This is a genomic window from Tropicimonas sp. IMCC34011 (assembly GCF_003390865.1).
Lineage (GTDB): Bacteria > Pseudomonadota > Alphaproteobacteria > Rhodobacterales > Rhodobacteraceae > Tropicimonas_B.
Map to the genome: position 1 here is coordinate 113242 of NZ_QMEJ01000002.1, position 22922 is coordinate 136163.

At 67.6% G+C, this 22922-nt stretch carries 22 protein-coding genes; 5 read left to right on the forward strand and 17 right to left on the reverse strand.

The window, feature by feature from the left end; translation table 11 throughout:
• Positions 1–34: 34 nt before the first annotated feature.
• Positions 35–358, forward strand: coding sequence for an iron-sulfur cluster assembly accessory protein (locus tag DQG15_RS06895; protein WP_116083939.1), 324 nt, complete (start codon positions 35–37; stop codon positions 356–358).
• A gap of 33 nt (positions 359–391) precedes the next feature.
• Here DQG15_RS06895 and trpE read toward each other — a convergent pair whose 3' ends face one another.
• The 4 genes from trpE to DQG15_RS06915 all read right to left on the reverse strand — a co-directional run bounded on the left by trpE (position 392) and on the right by DQG15_RS06915 (position 5034).
• Complete coding sequence (gene trpE, locus DQG15_RS06900) at positions 392–1909, reverse strand: anthranilate synthase component I (RefSeq protein WP_116083940.1); 1518 nt, start codon at positions 1907–1909, stop codon at positions 392–394.
• Positions 1909–3750, reverse strand: a complete 1842-nt coding sequence (locus DQG15_RS06905; protein ID WP_116083942.1) for a peptidyl-prolyl cis-trans isomerase — start codon at positions 3748–3750, stop codon at positions 1909–1911. The genes trpE and DQG15_RS06905 overlap by 1 nt, the downstream gene beginning before the upstream one ends.
• A 146-nt stretch (positions 3751–3896) precedes the next feature.
• Positions 3897–4613: a response regulator transcription factor CtrA gene (ctrA, locus tag DQG15_RS06910; protein WP_116083943.1), complete on the reverse strand. Its 717-nt coding sequence runs from the start codon at positions 4611–4613 to the stop codon at positions 3897–3899.
• Between the two features lie 106 nt (positions 4614–4719).
• A complete protein-coding gene (locus DQG15_RS06915; RefSeq protein ID WP_116083945.1) occupies positions 4720–5034 on the reverse strand; it encodes a DUF1153 domain-containing protein in 315 nt (104 codons plus the stop codon).
• Positions 5035–5178: 144 nt separating this feature from the next.
• On the opposite strand from DQG15_RS06915, the gene mnmA reads away from it, so the two are divergent.
• Entirely contained in the window at positions 5179–6324 is a 1146-nt protein-coding gene (mnmA, locus tag DQG15_RS06920) for a tRNA 2-thiouridine(34) synthase MnmA (protein ID WP_116083947.1), read from the forward strand.
• A gap of 135 nt (positions 6325–6459) precedes the next feature.
• Here the strand turns inward: mnmA and mfd are convergent, their stop codons facing one another.
• Positions 6460–9948, reverse strand: a complete 3489-nt coding sequence (gene mfd / locus DQG15_RS06925) for a transcription-repair coupling factor (RefSeq protein ID WP_116083949.1) — start codon at positions 9946–9948, stop codon at positions 6460–6462.
• Between the two features lie 61 nt (positions 9949–10009).
• Entirely contained in the window at positions 10010–10528 is a 519-nt protein-coding gene (locus tag DQG15_RS06930) for a component of SufBCD complex (RefSeq protein WP_116083950.1), read from the reverse strand.
• Positions 10529–10683: 155 nt separating this feature from the next.
• Here DQG15_RS06930 and hemB point away from each other — a divergent pair, with 155 nt between their 5' ends.
• Entirely contained in the window at positions 10684–11685 is a 1002-nt protein-coding gene (gene hemB / locus DQG15_RS06935) for a porphobilinogen synthase (protein ID WP_116083952.1), read from the forward strand.
• Between the two features lie 137 nt (positions 11686–11822).
• On the forward strand, positions 11823–12389 hold the full coding sequence (locus tag DQG15_RS06940; RefSeq protein WP_116084684.1) for a YSC84-related protein: 567 nt from the start codon (positions 11823–11825) through the stop codon (positions 12387–12389).
• A gap of 115 nt (positions 12390–12504) precedes the next feature.
• Here DQG15_RS06940 and DQG15_RS06945 read toward each other — a convergent pair whose 3' ends face one another.
• Positions 12505–14040 (reverse strand): helicase HerA-like domain-containing protein, encoded by a 1536-nt coding sequence (locus DQG15_RS06945; protein WP_116083953.1) that lies wholly within the window; start codon positions 14038–14040, stop codon positions 12505–12507.
• Positions 14041–14571: 531 nt separating this feature from the next.
• Between DQG15_RS06945 and DQG15_RS06950 the strand changes: the two genes are divergently transcribed.
• Positions 14572–15345, forward strand: coding sequence for an invasion associated locus B family protein (locus DQG15_RS06950; RefSeq protein WP_116083955.1), 774 nt, complete (start codon positions 14572–14574; stop codon positions 15343–15345).
• 129 nt (positions 15346–15474) lie between these two features.
• Here the strand turns inward: DQG15_RS06950 and prmC are convergent, their stop codons facing one another.
• The 10 genes from prmC to DQG15_RS07000 form a co-directional block, all read right to left on the reverse strand.
• Complete coding sequence (gene prmC / locus DQG15_RS06955) at positions 15475–16299, reverse strand: peptide chain release factor N(5)-glutamine methyltransferase (protein ID WP_116083957.1); 825 nt, start codon at positions 16297–16299, stop codon at positions 15475–15477.
• Entirely contained in the window at positions 16296–17351 is a 1056-nt protein-coding gene (gene prfA, locus DQG15_RS06960) for a peptide chain release factor 1 (RefSeq protein ID WP_116083958.1), read from the reverse strand. Before prfA ends, prmC begins: the two co-directional genes overlap by 4 nt.
• 57 nt (positions 17352–17408) lie before the next feature.
• Positions 17409–17861 (reverse strand): DUF1499 domain-containing protein, encoded by a 453-nt coding sequence (locus DQG15_RS06965; RefSeq protein ID WP_116083960.1) that lies wholly within the window; start codon positions 17859–17861, stop codon positions 17409–17411.
• A 62-nt stretch (positions 17862–17923) separates the two neighbouring features.
• Positions 17924–18889: an agmatinase gene (speB, locus tag DQG15_RS06970; protein WP_116083961.1), complete on the reverse strand. Its 966-nt coding sequence runs from the start codon at positions 18887–18889 to the stop codon at positions 17924–17926.
• Between the two features lie 113 nt (positions 18890–19002).
• A complete protein-coding gene (locus DQG15_RS06975) occupies positions 19003–19212 on the reverse strand; it encodes a hemolysin XhlA family protein (protein ID WP_232830753.1) in 210 nt (69 codons plus the stop codon).
• Entirely contained in the window at positions 19209–19760 is a 552-nt protein-coding gene (locus DQG15_RS06980; RefSeq protein WP_116083963.1) for a holin family protein, read from the reverse strand. The genes DQG15_RS06975 and DQG15_RS06980 overlap by 4 nt, the downstream gene beginning before the upstream one ends.
• On the reverse strand, positions 19751–20362 hold the full coding sequence (locus tag DQG15_RS06985) for a holin-associated N-acetylmuramidase (RefSeq protein WP_116083965.1): 612 nt from the start codon (positions 20360–20362) through the stop codon (positions 19751–19753). Before DQG15_RS06985 ends, DQG15_RS06980 begins: the two co-directional genes overlap by 10 nt.
• Positions 20363–20482: 120 nt before the next feature.
• Positions 20483–20926: a cytochrome c maturation protein CcmE gene (ccmE, locus tag DQG15_RS06990; RefSeq protein ID WP_116083967.1), complete on the reverse strand. Its 444-nt coding sequence runs from the start codon at positions 20924–20926 to the stop codon at positions 20483–20485.
• Between the two features lie 27 nt (positions 20927–20953).
• Complete coding sequence (argC, locus tag DQG15_RS06995; protein WP_116083969.1) at positions 20954–21982, reverse strand: N-acetyl-gamma-glutamyl-phosphate reductase; 1029 nt, start codon at positions 21980–21982, stop codon at positions 20954–20956.
• Positions 21983–22047: 65 nt separating this feature from the next.
• Entirely contained in the window at positions 22048–22863 is an 816-nt protein-coding gene (locus DQG15_RS07000; RefSeq protein WP_116083971.1) for a glutamate racemase, read from the reverse strand.
• Between the last annotated feature and the right edge of the window lie 59 nt (positions 22864–22922).

Sequence of the window (22922 nt, forward strand, 5' to 3'; positions counted from 1 at the left end):
GAAGCCTTACGGGAATGCGAACGGAGCCCGAGATATGTCACTCACCCTGCCGCCCAAGGTCACAGACCGCACCTTTGCCCGCCTCGCCGAGATCTCCGCGGCGCCGCAGGCCCTTCGCGTCGCGGTGGAAGGGGGCGGCTGTTCCGGGTTCCAGTACGAGATCACCCTCGATTCGCCCGACGACGGGGATCTGGTGCTGGAAAAGGACGGCCAGAAGGTGGTCGTGGACGAGGTGTCCCTGCCCTTCCTCGAAAACGCCGTGATCGACTTCACCGAGGAATTGATCGGCGCACGCTTCACCGTGGAGAACCCCAACGCCACGTCCAGTTGCGGCTGCGGCACGTCCTTCGCGATGTAACGGCGCCAGGCCGCCGGGGCACGGCCGGGCGCGTCAGCCGTTGCCGCGCCCGGCGAACCGGCCCGCATTTTCAGCCGCGGTGCGGATGGCGCGGGACTTGTTGACGGTTTCCTGAAACTCGGCCTCGGGATCGCTGTCCCACACGACGCCGCCGCCGGCCTGGATATAGAGCTTGCGATCCTTCAGGACGGCCGTGCGCAGGGCGATACAGAAATCCATGTCCCCGTCCGAACTGAAGTAGCCGATGCCGCCGCCATAGATGCCGCGTTTCTCGGGCTCCAGTTCGTCGATGATTTCCATCGCCCGCACCTTCGGCGCCCCGGAGACCGTTCCCGCGGGCAAGCCGGCGAGGAGCGCGGACAGGGCGTCATGCTCCTCCGACAGCTCGCCGACCACGTTCGAGACGATGTGCATGACGTGGGAATAGCGTTCGATGACGAACTCCTCCGTCGGCCGCACCGTCCCGATCTTCGCGACACGGCCGACATCGTTGCGCCCCAGATCGAGCAGCATCAGGTGCTCCGCCATCTCCTTCTCGTCGCCCAGGAGATCGGCCTCAAGCGCCCGGTCCTCGGCCTCGTCCGCGCCGCGTGGGCGCGTCCCCGCGATCGGGCGGATCGTGACCTCGCCCTCCCGGACGCGCACCAGGATTTCGGGGCTCGCGCCGACGACGTGGAATCCACCGAAATCGAAGTAGAACATGAATGGCGACGGGTTCGTCCGCCGCAGCGCGCGATAGAGCGCGAAGGGCGGCAGCTCGAAGCTCTGCGTCCAGCGCTGGGAGGGAACGACCTGGAAGATGTCACCTGCGCGGATGTATTCCCGGGCCGTTCGAACCGCGTCCTTGTAGGCCTCAGGGGTGAAGTTGGACACCGGCGCCCCGGGTTCGCGAGCGCTCTCACCGAGGCTCCGCGTCTCGCCCGCCATGCCGCTTTCGATGGCATGAACCGCGTCCGTCACCCGCTCAGCCGCCTGCGCATAGGCGGCTTTCGCGCTCAAACCGGAGCCGGCCCAGGCCGGCGCCACGACCATCACCTCGCCCTTGACGCCATCGAGGACGACCACGACGGACGGCCGCATGAGCAGCGCGTCGGGCACTCCGATCGGGTCCGGATTGACGTTCGGCAGACGCTCGACCAGGCGCACCATGTCGTAGCCGAGATATCCGAACAGCCCGGCCGAGGCCGCCGGCAGCTCGGCCGGCAGGACGATCCGGCTCTCCTCGAGAAGCGCGCGGAGCGAGGTGAGCGGATCCGCCGTCTCCGGCTCGAAGGCGTCCCGCTCGTAACGGGCCTGGCGGTTGATCGAGGCCGACGTCCCGTCGCAGCGCCAGACGAGATCGGGCTTCATCCCGATCATCGAATACCGCCCGCGCACCTCCCCGCCGGTCACGGATTCCAGCACGAAACTGTCCGGCCGCTCCGAGGCCAGCTTCATCATCAGCGAGACGGGCGTGTCGAGATCGGCCGCAAGCCGCGTCCAGACGACCTGGTTCTGTCCCGCCGAAAAGCCTTCGGCAAAGACCGCGGGATCCGGGAAGAGCTTCGCCATCAGCGGAAAAGCTGCGAGTTCACGGCGTTGATCGCGGCGTCGTTGTAGGAGATGCCAGCAGCATCCGTAAGCGCGCGGCCGTAGAGCTGGTACACGTCGGCGGCGAGGCTCTGTGCCGTTTGCGCCGTGAGCGCGTTGCGGAAGTTCGTCATCCGCTCGTCGTCCTCCGCGGGCGGCTCTATCGCGGTTACCCGCAGCAGGAACACGTCCGCCTCGCCCTCCACGATGCGCGTCTCACCCTCCTCCATCTCGAACGCCGCCTCGATCATCGCCTCGGGCGTGTCGGCGATGAAGGTATCGCGGGTGACGAGATCCGCCGAGCCGGTCTCGGAGCCGTCGTCGCCGAACTGGCCGCCGACATCGAGCTGCGCCACGGCCCGCTCCGCCTCCTCGCGCAGGAGATCCCGCGTTGCGGCGCGCTCCCACCCGGCTATGACCTCCGGCTTCACGTCGGCCAGGGGCGGCACGCGGGGCGGCAGCTCCTCGTCGAGGCGCATCGCGTAGATCCCGCCATCCTCGAGCACGTCAATGCGCGCGTAATCCTCTGCAGTGAGAGACTGTGCGGCTTCGCGGACCTCGGTGTAGCTCGCGAGCGGATCTTCCGAGCCCTCGCGGATCTCGCCCCGGCCCGCTTCAAGCGGCGTCTCTGCGGCAAGGTCCTCGATGGTGGCGCCGCCTGCAAGCGCGTCCTCAGCGTCGATCGCGAGCGCTTCGATCTGGCGCCGGGCGCGCTCGAGGCGCAGATCGCGCGCGAGATCGTCCCGCGCCTCCTCGAAGGTCACGGTCGTTGCGGCGAGGATGCCGTTCATCCGGTAGAGCGCGGGGCCGAACTGGGAGGGAAGCGGACCGACGAGGCCGGGCTCCTCCAGCGCGAAGACCTCGGCGCCTGCGGCCCCGAGATCGCTCTCGGCCACATCTCCGAGATCGACGTCATCCATGCCGAGGCCGCGGCCCTCGACGACGTCCTCGAAACTCAGATCGCCGTTCTCGATGGCTTCGCGGGCTTCGCTCGCCTGATCCTCGTCATCGAAGATCAAGCGTTCGACGAGACGCCGCTCGGGCTGGGTGAACTCATCCGAGCGCTCGTCGTAGATTTGCCGGAGGGCGTCCTCGTCGACCTCGATCTGCGGGGCGAGCATATCCGGGGTCAGCCATGCATAGGACACGAGCTTGGCCGCCGGAATGGTGAAGTCGTCCGAGTTCTCGTCGTAATAGGCCTGCAGTTCCTCGTCCGACGGTTCCGGAAGCGGCTCGATGAGGGCATCGGCCGTGTAGCGGGCGAACTCGAAGCTGCGCCGCTCCCCGTAGAACTGCATCAGGACGTCGATCAGGCGGGCCGGCGCATCGACACCTCCGGCGACGGAGGCCTGCAGGATCGACCGGGCGGTCTCGTCCCGGATGTCGGCTTCGAATTCGGAGGTCGTGTAGCCGGTCTGCTGCAGGGCGAAGGTGTAGGCGTCACTGCTGAAATCACCGTTCAGCCCCTGGAAGGACTCGATCTGCGCGATCTGATCGGCCACGCGCTCGTCCCCCACCGAGAGACCGATCCGGTCCGCCTCGTTGTCGAGCGCGGCATTGGCGATGAGCCGGCCCTGCACCTGTGCGGGGATGCCCCGCTGCGAGGCTTCGGCAAGCGTCAGCTGCTGACCCTGCGCCTGGACCGATTGCCGGAGATTGCGCGCGTAGTCCTGCGCGCTGATGTCCCTGTCCCCCACCGTGGCGACGGAGGAGGTCGTCCCGCCGAAATTGGTCACACCATATCCGCCAAGACCGACCACGAGCGCGATCAGCACCAGCCAGACGAGAACATTTCCAACCTGCTTGCCAGCGCCCTTGGCCATTGACCGCTCCTGCTGCCTTTGAAGTCCGCCCGTGTCTATGCGCGGCGCGTGCGCGGAGCAAGGGCTGGACTAAGGCCGGCAGGTGAGCCGCCGCGGGATGACGGCTCGGGATGACGGTGCGGCCATCCCTGATCCCGCGGCGGCGATCAGGCGCGGAGCGCGACCGGATCCGGGGCGAGCGCAACGGGCTCGGGATCACGCAGGACATAGCCGCGGCCCCAGACCGTCTCGATGTAGCTTTCACCGCCGGTCGCCTGCCCGAGCTTCTTGCGCAGCTTGCAGATGAAGACGTCGATGATCTTCAGCTCCGGCTCATCCATGCCGCCGTAAAGATGGTTGAGGAACATTTCCTTCGTGAGCGTCGTCCCCTTCCGGAGCGAAAGCAGCTCCAGCATCTGGTATTCCTTGCCGGTCAGGTGGACTGGCTTGCCGTCCGTCTCCACCGTCTTGGCATCCAGGTTGACCGAGATCTTGCCCGTATGGATCACCGACTGGGAATGCCCCTTCGAGCGGCGCACGATGGCATGAATGCGGGCGATGAGCTCATCCCTGTGGAAGGGCTTCACCATGTAATCGTCCGCCCCGAAGCCGAAGCCCCGCAGCTTGCTGTCGGTATCGTCCATGCCGGACAGGATCAGGATCGGCGTGTCGATCCGTGCCATGCGCACCTTCTTCAGCACGTCATGGCCCGTCATGTCCGGCAGGTTGAGATCGAGAAGGATCAGGTCGTAATCATACAGCTTCGCCAGATCCACGCCTTCCTCACCGAGATCGGTAGCGTAGACGTTCAGGTTGGCGTGCATCAGCATCATCTCGATGCTCTTCGTGGTGGCAGGATCGTCTTCGATAAGCAGGATACGCATACGTTCGTCCCTATTTGTTCCCCCGGCGACGACTGGAACCATGTGGCCAAAAGGTTAATCGCCCGTTACTATACTCAAGATTGGCGATTTCACCTTAAGGTTGTATTCAGGTCTGTCCAGACCCTTCTCGCTCGGGGGCGGTCCGATAGTCCCGGTAGCGTTTCAGCGCCGTCGTCCTGAGGGCAGCCTCGCCATGGGTCTCCACCGCGCGGGACCAGCTCTCGAGCTCCTCCGCGGACAGCCCGTAGCGCTCGCAGGCGCCTTCGGCCGTGATCAGGCCGTGACGCACCGCGCGCACGACGGCGGCCTTGCGGCTCGCGACCCACCGGCGCGTACCCGCCTCGGGCAGGTCGGCCCGCGTCATCATCGTTCCGTCGGGGAGTTTCACCGCCCTCGGGCCGTCCACCTTCTTGATAAACATCGCTCGCACCTCCATTCTTCTCGCGAAGCGGAAGATGCCCCTTGCGACTTAAGGGCCGGTTTCGGCGCGACCTTGAGATGCCTACAATTTTCCTGTAGCCCGCCGTCTTTCTCGTCGCATCACGGGCCTTTGGAGGACCGCGTCATGGCACTGGACACGACCACCGGACTGAACTCCCTCGGATTTGCCAAACCGCCCTCGCAGACGCGGGTCGTCGTGGCGATGTCGGGAGGCGTGGACAGCTCCGTTGTCGCCGCAGAGCTCGCGGCCGAGGGCTACGACGTGGTCGGCGTGACGCTCCAGCTCTACGACCATGGAGCGGCGCTTGCGAAGAAGGGCGCCTGCTGCGCCGGGCGGGACATCCACGATGCCCGCCGCGTGGCCGAGAGCATGGGCTTTCCGCACTACGTCCTCGATTACGAGAACCGCTTCCGCGAAGCCGTCATCGACGAATTCGCCGACAGCTATCTCGGGGGCGCGACGCCGGTGCCCTGCATCCGCTGCAACGAGCGTGTGAAGTTCCGGGACCTGCTCGAGACGGCGAAGGATCTGGATGCCGACTGCATGGCCACGGGGCACTACATTCGGCGCGAGGACGGCCCCGCGAAGGCGGAACTGCACATGGCGGCGGACCCGGCGCGGGACCAGTCCTACTTTCTCTTCTCCACCAAGCAGGAGCAGCTCGACTACCTGCGCTTCCCGCTCGGCGGGCTCGTCTCCAAGGCGGAGACGCGGGCCCTTGCCGCGAAGCATGGTCTGCCGGTGGCGGACAAGCCCGACAGTCAGGACATCTGCTTCGTTCCGAACGGCGATTACGCCTCCGTCATCGAGAAGCTGCGCCCCGGCGCTGGCGAACCGGGCGACATCGTGGACATGGAGGGCCGCGTGGTCGGAACCCATGAGGGCGTCATCCGCTACACGATCGGCCAGCGGCGCGGGCTCGGGATCGGCGGTCTCTCCGATCCGCTCTACGTCGTGAAGCTGGACCCGGACGCGCGTCGCGTCGTCGTCGGGCCGAAATCGGCGCTGGCCACCCGGACGGTCCCCGTGCGGGAGATCAACTGGCTCGGCGACGAGCCGTTCGAATCCCGCGACGCGTGGGAGGTCTCGGTGCGCGTGCGTTCCACGCGGATGCCGGCAGAGGCCATCCTTCGGCCGACGGGCCCCGATACCGCCGACGTCGAGCTCGTCCAGGCCGAGGAAGGCGTCTCGCCGGGTCAGGCCTGCGTCTTCTACGAAACAGGCGGCACCCGCGTCTTCGGTGGCGGCTGGATCTGGCGCGGAAAGTAAGCGGCCGCGCTCGCGCGATAACGGCACGGGCGCGCCCCGGCTCCTATGCGGCGCTGCGCCTGCCCTGAAGGCCGGGACGGGCCTTCACCTGCCAGAGACTGCCCGACGGGACGCCCCCCCACACCGGCCGACGGATCAGGAGCTCCCCTGACCCGCCTTCGCCTTCTCGGCCAGCTTGGCCTTTGCGGCGAGGTCCTGAGCGACCGAGAACGCACCCTTGATCTTGTCAGAGGCCTTGGTCCAGTCGCGGCGGACCACGATCTTGTTGTCCTTGATCTTCGCCTGACCGTCCTGCGCCTGAACGAACTCGACGAGGCCCTGCGGATTGGCGAACTTGTCGTTGTGGAAGGTTATCGTCACGCCCTTGGGACCGGCGTCGAGCTTGGCGATGCCGGCCTTCTTGCACTCCGCCTTGATCCGCACCACGAGCAGGAGCGTGTTCACCTCCTTGGGCAGCTTGCCGAAGCGGTCGATCAGTTCGGCGGCGAAGCCTTCCAGTTCCACCTTCGTCTCGAGGCCCGAGAGGCGGCGATAGAGGCCGAGGCGCACGTCGAGATCCGGAACGTAGGCCTCCGGGATCAGGACCGGCACGCCGAGATTGATCTGCGGCGCCCATTGTTCCTCGGCATCCGTCAGTCCCTCGAGCTCGCCGGAGCGGATCTTGGCGATCGCGTCCTCCAGCATCGACTGGTAAAGCTCGTAGCCGACTTCTCGGATGTGTCCCGACTGCTCCTCTCCGATGAGGTTGCCGGCGCCGCGGATGTCGAGATCCTGACTCGCGAGGGTGAAGCCCGCCCCGAGGCTGTCGAGGCTGCCGAGGACCCGCAGGCGCTTCTCGGCGGACTGGGTCAGCTTCGCCCGGGGCTTGGTCGTCAGGTAGGCATAGGCGCGGGTCTTGGCCCGGCCGACGCGGCCCCTGATCTGGTAGAGCTGGGACAGGCCGAACATGTCCGCGCGATGGATGATCATCGTGTTTGCGGTCGGAATGTCGAGGCCGCTCTCGACGATGGTTGTCGCCAGGAGGACATCGAACTTGCCGTCGTAGAACGCGTTCATGCGCTCATCGAGCTCGCCTGCCGCCATCTGGCCATTGGCGATGACGAAGGAGATTTCCGGCACCTGCTCACGCAGGAACTCCTCCATCGCGGGAAGATCGGCGATCCGGGGGACGACGAAGAAACTCTGGCCGCCGCGGTAATGCTCCCGCAGGAGCGCCTCGCGCACCGTCACGGCGTCGAACTCCGAGACGTAGGTGCGGATCGCGAGGCGGTCGACGGGCGGCGTGCCGATGATCGACAGGTCCCGCACGCCGGTGAGCGACAGTTGCAGGGTGCGCGGGATCGGCGTCGCGGTGAGCGTCAGGACGTGGACGTCCGAGCGCATCTCCTTCAGCCGTTCCTTGTGCGAGACGCCGAAATGCTGCTCCTCGTCGATCACCAGAAGCCCGAGGTCGCGGAACTTCACCTGCTTCGACAGGAGGGCATGGGTGCCGACGACGATATCCACCGTGCCGTCCTGTATGCCCTTGCGGGTCGCGCTCGCCTCCTTGGCGCTGACGAAACGAGAGAGCTGACGGACGTTGAGCGGGAAGCCCTTGAACCGCTCGGTGAAGGCGCGGGCATGCTGCCGGGCCAGAAGCGTGGTCGGGGCGATCACGGCAACCTGCCGGCCGGACATGGCGGCGACGAACGCGGCACGCAGGGCGACCTCCGTCTTGCCGAAGCCGACATCGCCGCAGATCAGCCGGTCCATCGGGTGCCCGGCCTCCAGATCCTCCAGCACGTCCGCGATGGCGGAAAGCTGGTCGTCCGTCTCGTCATACGGGAAGCGTGCCGAGAACTCCTCCCAGGCATGATCCGGCGGCGACAGGACCGGCGCCTTGCGCAGCATCCGCTCCGCAGCGATCCGGATGAGCCGGTCGGCGATCTTCCGGACCCGCTCCCTGAGGCGCGCCTTCTTCGACTGCCACGCGCCGCCGCCGAGCTTGTCGAGAAGGCCCTCCTCGTGGCCGTAGCGGCTCAGAAGCTCGATGTTTTCGACCGGCAGGTAGAGCCGCGCGCCCTCGGCGTATTCGAGGTGGATCATCTCGTGCGCCGCCCCGAGCGCCTCCACGACTTCCAGCCCCATGTACCGCCCGACGCCGTGGTCGACATGGACGATGAGGTCTCCCGGGCTCAGGCTCTGCGCCTCGGTGAGGAAGTTCTCCGCCCGGCGCTTCTTCTTCGGCCGGCGGATCAGACGATCGCCGAGGACATCCTGCTCCGAGACGACGGTGACCCGCAGATCCCCCGCCGGTCCCTCGAAGCCCGCTTCGAGCGCCCAGACGGCGAGATGCACCCCGCCCTTCGCATCGGGAACGTCGCGCCAGTCGCCGATCTCGGACAGGCCCTGAAGGTCCTCGTCCTCCATCAGACCCTTGAGACGGTCCCGCGCGCCCTCGGAGTACGAAGCGATGACGACCGGCCCGTGCTTGCGCCGCTCCTCCACGTGCTGCTTGAGCGCGGCAAAGAGGGAGAGCTTCTCCTGCTGGCGTTCGGGCGCGAAGTTCCGCCCGATCCGGCCGCCCGCATCGGTGACGCCCGGCCCCGTCGGCTGCGGCAGGGGAGAGAGGCGCAGGAGCCGGTGCGGCTTCAGCGCGGCGCCCCAGGCCTCCTCGTCGAGATAGAGAAGCTCCGGCGCCGCGGGCTTGTAGGGGACGGAGCCGCCGGCGCGGTCCTTCACCTTCATCGCCTCACGGCGGCTGTCATAGGCGTCGTCCACCTGCTCCCAGCGGGACAGGTGCGCGGGCGTCATCTGGTCGTCCAGCATCACCGCCGCATCCGGAAGATAGTCGAACAGCGTCTCCAGATGGTCGTGGAAGAACGGCAGCCAATGCTCGATCCCGGCATGTTTGCGCCCGGCCGACACCGCCTCGTAGAGCGGATCGTCGGTGCCGGCCGCGCCGAACTCGGTGCGGTAGGACTGCCGGAACCGCCGGATGGCCGGCTCGTCCAGGATCACCTCCGACACGGGGGCGAGTTCCACGCGGGTCAGCTTCTCGGTCGTTCGCTGGGTCGCGGGATCGAAACGGCGGGCTCCGTCGAGCGTGTCCCCGAAGAGGTCGAGCCGCACCGGGCCGCCCTCGCCCGGGGGATAGATGTCGATGATGCCGCCGCGGATCGCGTAATCGCCCGGTTCCATCACAGTGGGCGCCTGCGAGAACCCCATCCGCACGAGGAAACCGCGCAGCGCCTCCTCGTCCACCCGGTGATCCACCTCGGCGGTGAAGGACGATTCCCGAAGGACATCCCGCGCGGGCACCCTCTGGGCGGCGGCGTTGAGCGTCGTCAGAAGGACGAACGGCCCCGGCATTCCCTGAACGAGTGCCGCCAGCGTCGCCATGCGCGTGGCGGAGACGGCGGGGTTCGGAGAGACCCGGTCATAGGGCAGACAATCCCAGGCGGGAAAGTCGAGGATGACGACGTTCGGCGCGAAGAAGGCGAGCGCGGCGCGCATCGCCGCGAGCCGTGCGGCATCGCGGGCGACGTGAATGACAGCGCGCCCGGCATCGATCTCGCGCTTCAGAAGAAGTGCGTCGAACCCCTCGGGGGCGCCGGAGACGGTGATATGATCGGGGGAGGCCATGGGGCCGGTCAGGTATCCACCCCGGCGGCATTGTCAACTCGCCAATGCACAGCGGCGCCTCTCAGAAGGGATGCAGACCGAGATTGTAGGCCATGCCCCAGAAGGCCGAGACGAAGATCGCCGCCATTCCGATCCCTTGCGTGACAAGGCGATGGCGGTGCAGCCGGCGGTAGAGATCGGCGCCGTCCGCCTCCCGGATGCCGCGCGCGCAGCGGATCGAAAGCCAGACCACGATGGTGAGGGGAACGGCCAGAAGATCGACGGCCTGCGCAAATTCGATGCCGTAGACGAAGCCCAGCAGAGTGAGCATCGTCAGAACGAAGCAGGCGATCGCGAGCAGCCCGGCCCCGGCGGTTTCGGCGATATGAAGCAGGCGGTTCACGTTCACGCGAACGAGGTCATGCAGATCCTCCTCCGCCGCGCCGCCCTGCCGCCTGGCGCGCAGCACCATGTCCCACGGAACGCCGAGCACGAAGTGACTGGCCGAGGACCAGACCACGGCGAGCATGATCCAGTACCACAGGTTGGAGAACGACCGCAGGTCGATGAGTCCGCTGACGGTTTCGTACCAGGAGAGCACAGCGCCCGCTTCTGTCTTGTCTTGCTCGGTTCGGCGGACCCTAGCCTTGCTCGCCGCGAAGCGAAACCCATGCCGGACACTTGAGGTGGACGCCCCGCCGTGGCACCTGCCGCCGGGAGTACCGCCCCGCCCGCAGCGGCTTCGAGAGGTTCGACATGCACAGCTCCGCCCCCTTCCCCATCGGCCGTCCGCGCCGCCTGCGACGCTCCGCCGCCCTGCGCGGTCTCGTGCGCGAAAACGTCCTTACGGTGGACGACCTGATCTGGCCGGTTTTCGTGCGCGAGGGGCCGGCGGACCTGATGGAGGAGATTCCGTCCATGCCCGGCGTCTTCCGCCGCTCGGTGGAGGGCATCGCGGACGCCGCGCGCGAGGCGGCGGAGCTCGGTATCCCGGCGATCTGCCTCTTCCCTTACACCGAGGACGAGAAGAAGACCGCCGCCTGCGAGGAGGCCTGGAACCCCGAGAACCTGACCTGCCGCGCGATCCGTGCGGCGAAGGAGGCGGCGCCCGAAGTGGCCGTGATGACCGATATCGCCCTCGACCCCTACAACGCGCACGGCCATGACGGCATCGTGAAGGACGGGGAGGTGCTGAACGACGAAACGGTCGAGGCGCTGGTCCGGATGGCGCTGGTGCAGGCCGAGGCGGGCGCCGACATCCTCGGCCCCTCGGACATGATGGACGGCCGGATCGGAGCCATGCGCCACGCGCTCGAGGAGGCCGGCTACGGTCACCTCTCGATCATGTCCTACGCAGCCAAGATGGCCTCCGCCTTCTACGGGCCGTTCCGGGACGCCGTCGGCGCGTCCGGCGCCCTCAAGGGCGACAAGTCCACCTACCAGATCGACCCGGCGAACGGCGACGAGGCGTTGCGCATGGTCGCCCGCGACCTGTCCGAGGGCGCCGATATGGTGATGGTGAAGCCCGGAATGCCCTATCTCGACCTCTGCCGCCGGGTCCGGGAGCGCTTCTCGGTGCCGACCTTCGCCTACCAGGTCTCCGGCGAATACGCGATGATCGAGGGCGCCGCGCGGGCCGGCTGGATCGACGGCGAGAAGGCAATGGCCGAGAGCCTGCTTGCCTTCAAACGGGCGGGATGCGACGGGATCCTCACCTATTTCGCTCCGCGCATCGCGCGCAGGCTGAAAGAAGTTTAAGCGGGGGGCCGCTGAAACGAGGCGCCCCATTACAAGATACAGATGACTTGGTGCCCTCGCCGCGCTATGGCTGGGGTTAACCGGCCGAAGATGCCGGAGACGAGGGCAACCATAGCGATCCACTTGGGGCAGTGATCATGAACAATACCATTCCCACGTCGCGACGGGCTTTCATCGCCTCCGCGGCGAGCGCGACGATGCTTGCCGGCTGCAGCAACGCAGTCGGATCGGGCGGCGGTCAACGCATCGACGCCCGCGTCGATTCCACGCGCAATTACCTGCACAACCAGTTTCCGGGCACCCGGGACCTCGAAGCCAAGTCCATGGGCGCGCTCTACATGCCGCTCGTGACCAAGGCCGGCTTCGGCATCGGCGGCGCCTATGGCCGCGGCGCCCTCAGGATCGACAACGTGACGGTGGATTACTACGCCGCCGTCGAGGCCTCCATCGGCTTCCAGATCGGCGCCCAGCAATATGCGCATGTCCTCTACTTCATGACGACGGACGCGCTGCGCTCCTTCCGCACCTCACCGGGCTGGTCGGTCGGCGCCAATGCCGAATACGCGGTGAACGACCGGGGCGGCAACATCTCCGCCGAAACGCTGACCTCCCTCGATCCGGTGATCGCGATCATCTTCGGCCAGTCCGGCCTGATCGTCGGCGCGACGCTGGAAGGCACGAAGTACAACCGCATCATCCCCTGAGCCGAAGGGGCGCCCGGAGCGCGGCGGAGCTGCGTCCCGCCTCGGGTGTTTCCAAGCAAGGATGGACGAACGGGGCGCGGCCGATGCAGGGGCCGCGCCCTTTCTTCGTTCCGGCCTACCGTCCGCGGAACATGCCCCCGAGGAGCCCGCGCACGATCATGCGGCTCGACTGGGTCCCGAGCTGACGGGCAAAGCTCTTGGCGAAGGCTGTGCCGATGCCATCCGTCCGGGTGGACTTGCGCTCCTCCCCCGACCGACCGACGAGGGGCCCGGAATACCGCCGGGCCGCGTTGTAATCGTGCTCCTCCTCGGCGGCATCCTCGGCCTCCATCGCGCGCTTCTTCGCGGTCTCGGCGCGCTCCGTCAGGATCTCGAAGGCGCTTTCGCGGTCGACATGCGCGTCGTAGCGTCCGGCAAGGGGAGAAGCCGCGACGATGGCGGCGCGCTCGTCGTCCCCGATGGGGCCAAGGCGGGAGGACGGCGGACGGATCAGGGTTCGCTCCGCCATGCCGGGCTCCCCGGTATCGGCGAGAAAGGAGGTGACCGCCTCCCCAGTCCCGACTTCCGAGATCGCTTCGGCGATATCGAGCGCGGGGTTGTCCCGGTAGGTTCCGGCGGCGGCATTCAATGCCCTGCGGTCCCGCTCGGTGAAGGCGCGGAGGGCGTGCTGGACGCGGTTGCCGAGCTGCCCCAGCACATCGTCCGGCACGTCCGCCGGGGTCTGGGTGCAGAAATAGACACCGACCCCCTTCGAGCGGATCAGCCGCGCGACCTGTTCCACCTTGTCGAGAAGCGCCTTCGGGGCATCGTCGAACAGAAGATGCGCCTCGTCGAAGAAGAAGACGAGCCGGGGTTTGTCGGGATCGCCGATCTCCGGCAGCATCTCGAAGAGCTCTGACAGGAGCCAGAGCAGGAACGTGGCGTAGAGCCGAGGGGAATTCACGAGCCGGTCCGCGGCGAGCAGGTTGATCTGCCCCCTCCCGTCCTCGGCGGTCCTGAACAGGTCGCGGATCTCGAGCGCCGGCTCCCCGAAGAGCCGGTCACCGCCCTCGTTCTCCAGCACCAGAAGCGCCCTCTGGATCGCGCCGACGGAGGCGGTGGAGACGTTGCCGTAGCGTAAGGAAAGCTCCTTGCGCTGCTCCCCGGTCCAGGTCAGGAGCGCCTGCAGGTCCTTCAGATCGAGCAACGCCAGGCCCTGCTCGTCTGCCACGCGGAAGGCGACGTTGAGGACACCCTCCTGCGCTTCGGACAGATCGAGAAGGCGCGACAGCAGGAGCGGCCCCATATCGGCGATCGTGGTGCGAACCGGGTGCCCCTTCTCGCCGAAGAGATCCCAGAACGTCACGGGAAAGGCGCTGTAGTCCAGATCGAGCCCGATGGTCGCGGCGCGCTCGGCAAAGGCGTCGTGGTGCTTCGCCTCGGCGGATCCCGCGGCGGCGAGCCCCGACAGATCGCCCTTGATGTCCGACACGAAGACAGGGACGCCGGCCGCGCTGAAGCTCTCGGCGAGGATCTGGAGCGTCACGGTCTTGCCCGTGCCGGTCGCGCCGGCGATCAGGCCGTGGCGGTTGGCCTTGTTCAGCTCCAGAAATTGCGGCGAGCCGTATCCCTCGCCTCCGCCGCCGACGAAGATCGTCCCCCGTTCGTCCATGTCGCTGAAATCCCTTTTCGCGGTCACGCTCCGCGCGACAATAGTATCTTAACACAATTCGGCCAGAGTGATCCCTGTCGCGCCCGGTATCGGGGCCGCGGCGTCCTCCCTGTCTGACTGGGCCGCGCCTTCGGGTGCGGCCTTTTTTTGCCGCGCCCGGAAAAGTGGCGGAATGCCGCAGGGTTTGCCCGATTTTCCGCTTTCTCCCGAAGGCAAACAGGCGTACCCGCTCTTCAAATCCGTCCCGCGCCTCGATTGTAGCTGCCTTCGGGGAATCCGCAGTTGACGGATAGAATCATTCTGCATAGCGTTCGCCCATCAAGTCGGCCCGTCCGACAGGGAGAACAGCAATAAAGCGCCGAATGGCGCGGGGGATATTCCCCCGGGAAAGGGTCCTTCGGGGCCCTTTTCCATTTTCGCGCTCCTCTTCCTCACGTCTTTGCCCCCTGACTTCACGCCCCGCCCGTGGTAAGCGGCTTTTCGGAAAAGCCGCCTCAAACCGGCAGACGTACCGAGGATATCGAGACCATCATGACGACCAGACTGAACACCACTCTCTCCCTTCTCGCGCTCACTGCCACGCTGGGCTTTGCCGGACCGGTTCTCGCCCAGGATGCCGGTGAGACTGCCGGCGAGGCCGACGCGGAACAGGGCAGCGAGACCGGAAGCGGCGAGCAGACGCCCGCTCAGGCCGCCGCCGAGGCTCTCGACATGGGCGAGCCCGTCCCCGGTGAGGCCGCGCCGCAGCCCGGCCCCGGCGGACGCTCCGAACCCGCCGCCTCGGTCGAGGGCGCTGCGCTCGGCCAGACCTACATCCTCGAGGCGTCCGGCGACTGGGAGGTTCACTGCGTCAACACCCAGCTCGACGCCGATCCCTGCGTGCTGCACCAGCTCCTGCAGGACGGAGATGGCAACTCCGTCGCAACGATCGAGATCGTGTCCATTCCCGGCGGTCAGCAGGCCGTCGCCGGCGCAACCATCGTGACGCCGCTGGAGACGCTGCTCACCCAGCAGGTCACGCTCTCGGTCGATAGCGGCCAGGCCCGCCGCTACCCGTTCACGTTCTGCGTTCCGGCCGGCTGCGTCTCGCGCGTGGGCTTCACCGATGCCGAAGTGAACAGCTTCCGCCGCGGTGCGGCCGCCAATCTGCGCATCGTTCCGGCCTCCGCCCCCGATCAGGAAGTGAACCTCAACGTTTCGCTGTCCGGCTTCACCGACGGCTTTGCCATGGTGCGTGAGGCCAACCTCGCGAACGCAGCCGAGATCGAAGAGCTGCAGGCGGAGCAGGCCGAAGGCGCCAACTGACGCCGCCCGCATTTGGACGACGATATCGCCCCCGCACACAGCTGCGGGGGCTTTCCTTTTGGGAGATCCGATTCCGAAGCCGTTCGTCGGGAGACACCTGCCAGTCGCGCGCTCCCTGAGAACGGCCCCTCAGGCGAGGCGGAGAGCGGCACCCCGCTCCCGGTTGTCCATGTCGGTCAGAATGGTGTCGAGGGTCAGGCCGCCGGCTTCCAGGATCGCAGCGACATCGCGCGCCTGCCCTGCCCCGCATTCGACGATCAGGCGGCCGCCCGGCGCGAGGCGGGACGCGGCACCCTCAGCGATTGCGCGATAGGCGCCGAGCCCGTCGCCGCCATCGGTGAGCGCGCCCGTCGGTTCCCACTCCCGCACTTCCGGGGCGAGGCCGGGTATCTCCGCGGCGGGGATGTAGGGCGGATTGGAGACGATCAGGTCGAACGGCCCGGTCTCCGCCCCGAACCAGTCGCACAAGGCGAGGCGCGCGCGGGGTCCGATCCCGAGCCGGTTGGCATTCTCCCGCGCAACATCGAGCGCGGCATCCGAGACGTCCGTGCCCACGCCTTCCGCCTCGACCCGTTCGGCGAGAAGCGTCAGCAGGAGACAGCCGGTCCCGGTCCCGAGATCGAGGACGCGGGTAAACGGCGCCTTGAGCGCCTCGGCGACGAGCTCTTCCGTCTCGGGCCGCGGGTCGAGTGTGTCCGGCGTCACGCGGAAGGACCGGCCCCAGAACAGGCGCTCGCCGACAATCTGGGCCACGGGCTGGCGGGCGATGCGTGCGGCGATGACGACCTCGAGCCTGTCCCATGCGTCGAACGGGTCCGGCCCCATGACGATCAGCGCCTCGGGACGGACGCCCGCGGCGAAGGCGACGAGACGACGGGCATCGCCGGCGGCGGCGTCGATCCCGGCCTCGCGAAGCGCGCGGGCCGCCTTGATCTGGGCATCGGCAAAGGTCACGTGTCGAGCTCTGCCAGCTTGCGGGCCTGATCGTCGGCCACGAGCGCGTCGGTCACCTCGTCGAGATCCCCGTTCAGGACACTCTCCAGCCGGTAGAGCGTCAGGTTGATGCGGTGGTCCGTCATGCGGCCTTGCGGGAAGTTGTAGGTGCGGATGCGCTCCGAGCGGTCGCCTGAGCCGACCTGCGCCTTGCGATCCGCCGCGCGGGCGCCTTCGCTTTCGCTGCGCTGCCGGTCGAGAAGCCGGGCGCGCAGGACCGCCATGGCGACGGCACGGTTCTGGTGCTGCGACTTCTCGGACGAGGTCACGACGAGGCCGGTCGGCAGGTGGGTGATCCGGACGGCGCTGTCCGTGGTGTTCACGTGCTGCCCGCCGGCGCCACTTGCGCGCATCGTGTCGATGCGGATGTCGCTGGCGGGAATGTCGATCTCGACCTCTTCCGCCTCCGGCAGCACCGCCACGGTGGCCGCGGAGGTATGGATCCGACCGCCGCTTTCGGTTTCCGGAACGCGCTGCACCCGGTGGACGCCGCTCTCGAACTTGAGCCGCGCGAAGACGCCCTCCCCCGCGACCCTGACGATGGCTTCCTTGACTCCGCCGAGCTCGGTCTCCGCGTGCTCGATCATCTCAAAGCTCCAGCCGTGCCGCTCGGCATGAAGACGGTACATCCGAAGAAGTGTCCCGGCGAAGAGCGCTGCCTCCTCCCCTCCGGTTCCGGGGCGGATCTCCATCATCGCCGGCCGCGCATCTGCTGCATCCCTGGGCAGGAGCGCCACCCGCAGGGCCTGCTCCGCCTCGGGAAGCGCGGCACGCAGCGTCTCGAGCTCCTCCTCGGCGAGATGCCGCATCTCGGGATCCTTCAGCATCGCCTCGGCGTCTGCGATCCCGTCCCGCAAGGCCCGCCATTCGGAGATGGTCCCGGTGATCCACTTGAGCTCGGCATATTCGCGGGACAGGCGCGCGATGTCGCCGGCCTCCGCGCCGGAGTTGAGCCGCGCTTCCACAAAGTGGAACCGATCTTCGATTTCTTCCAGTCGTGCTTCAGGGACCATGCCGGGTCTGCTGACGGATCGGGAGGCGCCCGTCAAGACGGGGCGTCGCGGCGGCGATCAGTCTCTCTGAAGCTCGGCGAGCCAGGCCCGCACCCGCCTGCGATTCACGCCCATGTCGTCCCGCCCGAACCGCAGGCGAGCGAAGACGTAGAGCAGCGTCCCGTCACCGCCGCGCTCGGCTGCGACCGTGGTGTAATCGGGGAAACCGAAGACCTTGGTGCGGGTGATATAGGTGATCCGCCCTTCAGCGGGGCTCCCGGCGAGGCGCTCCGTCTGCGGGGTCGCCATGGCGATCCGGTCCAGATCGGACAGGATTTCTGTCGGCGTGCCGGACAGGCGCAGCGGCGGCACGTGGCCCTGCGATCCGACGACGTAGCGCCCCGCAGCCGCCGTCGCGTCCTTTGGATCGACATGCCAGTCCTTCTCGTAAGACGGCGCGAGCCGGATCCAGGCGAAGCCGAACGTCACGATGACGGCGAATGCGGTGGAGATGGGGCGCAGTAGGGACATGAAGGGAGGCTACCTGACAGTGTTGTGAACCGGTCAACGTTATGGTCGGGCGATCCGATCCATCAGCGCTTGAATTTGTCCCAGGCGATCAGACAGAGAATCTCCATGGCGACATGTGCGCCCGCGACGGCGGTCGCCCCCGAGGGATCGTAGGGCGGCGCGACCTCGACGATATCGCCTCCGACGACGTGGATGCCCGCGATATCCCGCAGGATCGCGGCGGCCTGCCAGCTGGCCAGCCCGCCCCAGACCGGTGTGCCGGTGCCCGGGGCGAAAGCCGGGTCGAGCGCGTCGATATCGAAGGAGAGATAGACGGGCCGATTGCCGACCCGGTCACGGATGCGCTGTGCGACGCGCGCTGCCCCCTCTTCGTGAACGCGTCGCGCATCGATCGTCTCGACGCCCATCGTGTCCGTGTTGACCGTTCGGATACCGACCTGCACCGAGGAGCCCGCGTCGATCACGCCCTCCTTGATGCCCTTGTAGAACATCGTGCCGTGGTCGATCCGGGCGCTCTCGTCATCGGCCCAGGTGTCCGAATGCGCATCGAACTGAACGAGGGACAGCGGCCCGTGAACCTCCGCGTGAGCCCTCAGGATCGGCAGGGAGATCGAATGGTCTCCCCCGAGCGTGATCATGGACGCTCCCGATCCGACGATGCCGGCGGCATGGACCTGCAGCGCGTGCGGGAAGTCCGGGACGCGGGCGTAGTCGAATGCCAGGTCGCCGTAATCCACCACGGCGAGGTCCGACAGCGGATCGATCCCCCAGCCATAGGGAGGATCGAACGGCTGGAGCGTCGAGGCCTCCCGGATCGCCCTCGGCCCGAGGCGCGCGCCGGGTCGGTTCGTCACCGCCTGATCGAAGGGAACGCCCGTCACGGCGATGTCGACGCCGTCCAGATCCTTGGAATATCGCCGCCGGAGAAAGGACAGCGCGCCGCCGAACGCGTTCTCGAATGCAAGGCCGCGCCTGTTCTCGGCTGTAAAAGCCAGATCCACCTGCGTCTTCGCATCCTCGAGCGCCATCTCGCCGCCTCCTGCCCCTGTCTTGCCGTTGCGCCACACAGGGACATCAAACCGCCGCTCGCCGCAAGCCCGCCGTTACCCAACCGACCGGCACGGCGAGCTTGCGCCGAGCCTCAGGCGACGACCAGCCCACCGTTCAGGGCGAAGGCCATCATGCCAAGGACGAGCGCCCCGACCACGAGCCGGACGAGCCACTTGAGCATGTCTTCGATCGCCGCCAGCCGCAGCTCCACGTTCTTGCGGTGCACTTCGTCCACCGCGCGATGCATCTCCAGCCGTCCGAGGCGGCTCGTCACATCGCTGAATCCGGTGCAGTCCGTCATCTGGACCTCCATTCGGCAAGAGCGGGATTGGCGGAGGTTGCGTCCCCGGCGCCCTCCACCTCTTCCTCCTCGCCCGCCCCGGCCCCGAGCGCCCTGAGCGCGGCGGTGTGGCGCACGACGGACGGCGCGAGGGCCACGGTCTGGGCGATGGAACGCTGGAAGGACTGGCTCTTGGCCTGGTGGCGGGCGCCGAAATAGAACGACACGATGGCGCCCATCAGCCACCAGAGCGGCTCCGGAACGAGCGCAATGCCCTGCATCCGTCCGGCGAACCAGACCGGATCCACCATCGCCGAGACGAAAAGACCGAGCGTGCCAAGGGCGAGGGCCGGCCGCGGCAGCCGGTTCAGCCCGTCGATGACGCGATCGAAGACGCTCTGCCGGGGCGCCGCGAACTCGGCAGCGAACTGCGCGAGCGCCGCCTCCGCCCGGTCTGCATCGCGGGCGGCCCCCGCCTCGGCGTTTTCCCGGAAGACCTCGACCGTCTCCTTCACGGCGTTCCGGCCGCCAGAGAAGAGCAATGAGAAAAGCCCGTCGATCAGCCCCATGACGCCACCCGCTCGCGATGCGCGTCCTCGGAGAGATGGAACCGCGGCGAGATGAACTCCTCCGCACGGCGGATCCACCCGCCCTTCCCGCCATCCTTGCGGCGCGCGTACTTGCGGGAGGAGGCGCGGCGATCCGCGAGCGCGTAGTAGTAATTGCGCCGGGCGATCCCGTAGGCATCGGCGACATGATCGGGCGCCGCCGCGGCCGCGGCCTTGGCGGCGGCAATGGTTTTGGGGCCGATCACGCCGTCCACCGCCACCACCTGCCCCATGTCGCACAGGAGCCGCTGGAGGATCCGCACCGCATTGGCCCCGGAATTGACGTACATGTCGAAGACCGTCGCCTGCAGCGGCTCCGGCAGCGCGGCGATCCTCGGACGCGCGAAATAGTGCTCGATGAAGATATCGACGGCCCGGTCCTTGCCGAGGCGCTTCACGTCCTCCGCATCCACGCGTCCGTCGCCTGTCACGTCGTCCTTCAGGCGCTGCAACGTGCCGAGCGTGACGCCGTACTTGGTCGGCCCGCCCGGATCGTCGGGATCGTTCACGTAGCCGCCCTCCCGGCGGACGATCTCCTCGGCGATCTGCTCTATCCGTCTCATGCCCGTCTCTCCCACACCTGGCCTGCTGATCGGTCACAGGGTGGGGAGAAAAGGGTTAACGCCCGGCGGTCAGGGCGCGCGGTCCGGGCGCAAAGGAGGAGGCGGGAGCACCGCCTGCGGTCAGCTCTCGGGCTCGCGGTAGACGCCCTGATCCTTCAGCGCATCCACGACCTCGGCCGGCATGTAGGTCTCGTCGTGGCGGGCCAGTATCTCGCTTGCCTCGAATGTGCCCGCGACGAGACGCCCGGTGCCGATCATGCCCTGCCCCTCGGCGAAAAGGTCGGGGGGAACGCCGGTGAAGGTGACCGGGACGGAGCCTGCCCCGTCCGTCACGTTGAACTGTATGGAGCCGTCGGGGAGCGAAACGAGCGTCCCCTCTTCCACCAGCCCGCCGATTCGGAACGTCTCGTCCGGACCCGGCTCTGCGGCCAGAACCTCCGAGGGCGGGCGGAAAAAGTTGATGCCGTCCTTCATCGCGACGCCGATGAGCACCGTCGCACTGGCGAGCGCGAGGACGGCGACGAGGATGATCTGGATCCGGCGTTTCTTTTTCAGGCTGCGCATCGGGCCCTCTTCAGGCGTGAGGTCAGTCTAGGGGAAAACGGGCGCCAGCGTGAGGCCGAGCGTTTCCTCGAGGCCGAGCATCAGGTTGGCATTCTGAAGCGCCTGGCCCGAGGAGCCCTTCGCGAGGTTGTCGAGCACGGTGTAGATCGTCGCCCGCCCATCCTTGCGCTCCTGCACGACACCGACATGAACGTGATTGGAGCCGCGGACATGATGCGTCGAGGGAACCTCGCCCATCGGCAGGACCGTAAGAAACGGCTCTTCGCGGTAGGCGGCCGTCATCGCCGCGTGGATGTCCCGCGCCTCGCCCCGGACATAGACGCTGGCGAGGATGCCGCGGTTGCCGGGGATCAGGTGCGGCGTGAACTGGACCGAGACCTCCTGCCCCGCCGCCTTCGACAGCTCCTGGTCAAACTCGCCAAGGTGCCGATGCGCGCCGCCCACCGCATAGGGCTGCCAGCCCTCGGACAGCTCGGCGTGCAGGAGGTTCTCCTTCAGCGCGCGTCCGGCACCCGAGACGCCGCATTTCAGATCGAGGATGATCTCGTCCGGATCGATCGCCTGGGCCATCAGGGGCGGCAGCAACGAGTAGAGCCCGGTCGCCGCGTTGCAGCCCGTTCCCGCCACCAGCCGTGCGGCCCGGATCTCCTCGCGGTAGAACTCGGTCAGCCCGTAGACGGCTTCCTTCTGCATCTCCAGCGCGCTGTGCGGCCGGCCGTACCAACGCTCGTAGGCCGCCGGATCGCGCAGGCGGAAATCGGCGGAGAGATCCACGATCTTCAGATCCCGCGGCAACTCGGAGATGACTTCCTGGCTCGTCGCATGGGGCAGCGCACAGAAGCACAGGTCGATCCCGGTGAAATCGATCTCCTCGATCCGCACCAGCCTCGGCAGATCCATGTGGCGCAGATGCGGGAAAACGGCCGCCATCTCCATCCCCGCCTTTCGCTCGGCCGAGAGCGCGGCAATCTCGATTTCCGGGTGGCCGGCGAGCAGACGCACGAGTTCGGCGCCGGTGTAGCCGGACGCTCCGAGGATGGCGACGGACTTGGTCATGGGGCAAGGCTCCCGCGTGATCTTGGAAGGATATGTAGGAAGCGGGGGCGCACCCCCGCAATCGGTCAGAACGCCGCGTCGAACGCGATCGGGCGGCGCAGGAACTGGGTCGCGCGGGAGGAGACACGGGACGGATCGCCCGTCGTCAGGAACGCGCTCTCCTGCCCCGGCCCGATCATCTCGGGTCGACGCGCGAGGTAGTCCTTGAGGCTCGCCGCCACGAGGTCGGGCTGGGAATAGACCGCGACGTCCGGCCCCAGCGCCTCGGCGAAGGTCTGCTCCACCAGCGGATAATGCGTGCAGCCGAGAACCGCGGCGCCGGGCTTCGGCATTTTGCGCTTCAGGGCGTCGACATGGGAGCGCACGAGCGCCTCGGCGAGGATCATGTCCCCCTCCTCGATCGCGTCCACCACGCCGCCGCAGGCCTGCGCCTCGACATCGACGCCGATGGCGCGGAAGGCGAGCTCCCGCTGGAAGGCCCGGGACGCGACGGTGGCGGGCGTGGCGAAGAGCGCGACATGGTTCACGCCGACCTCGCGCGGTGGCGAATTGTCCCCCCATTGCCGCTCGGTCAGGGCCTCGATCAGCGGCACGAAGACGCCGAGGACGCGCTTGCCCTCCGGAACCCAACTTTCCTGCATCCGCCGCAGGCCGGCGGCGGAGGCGGTGTTGCAGGCGAGGATGACAAGGTCGCATCCGGCGTCGAACAGGCGCTCCACACCCCGGCAGGTAAGCGCGAAGATATCGTCCGCGTCGCGCGTGCCGTAGGGCGCATTCGCATTGTCGCCGAGATAGACCACCGGCAGATCCGGCATCGCCCGTGTCACGGCGCCCAGAACCGTCAGCCCGCCAAGGCCGCTATCGAAGATACCGACGGCCATGTTTTGCTCTCCTCGTCCCTGCCGGGCGCTCCCGAACGGCGCCCGACGCTGCGCCTCCG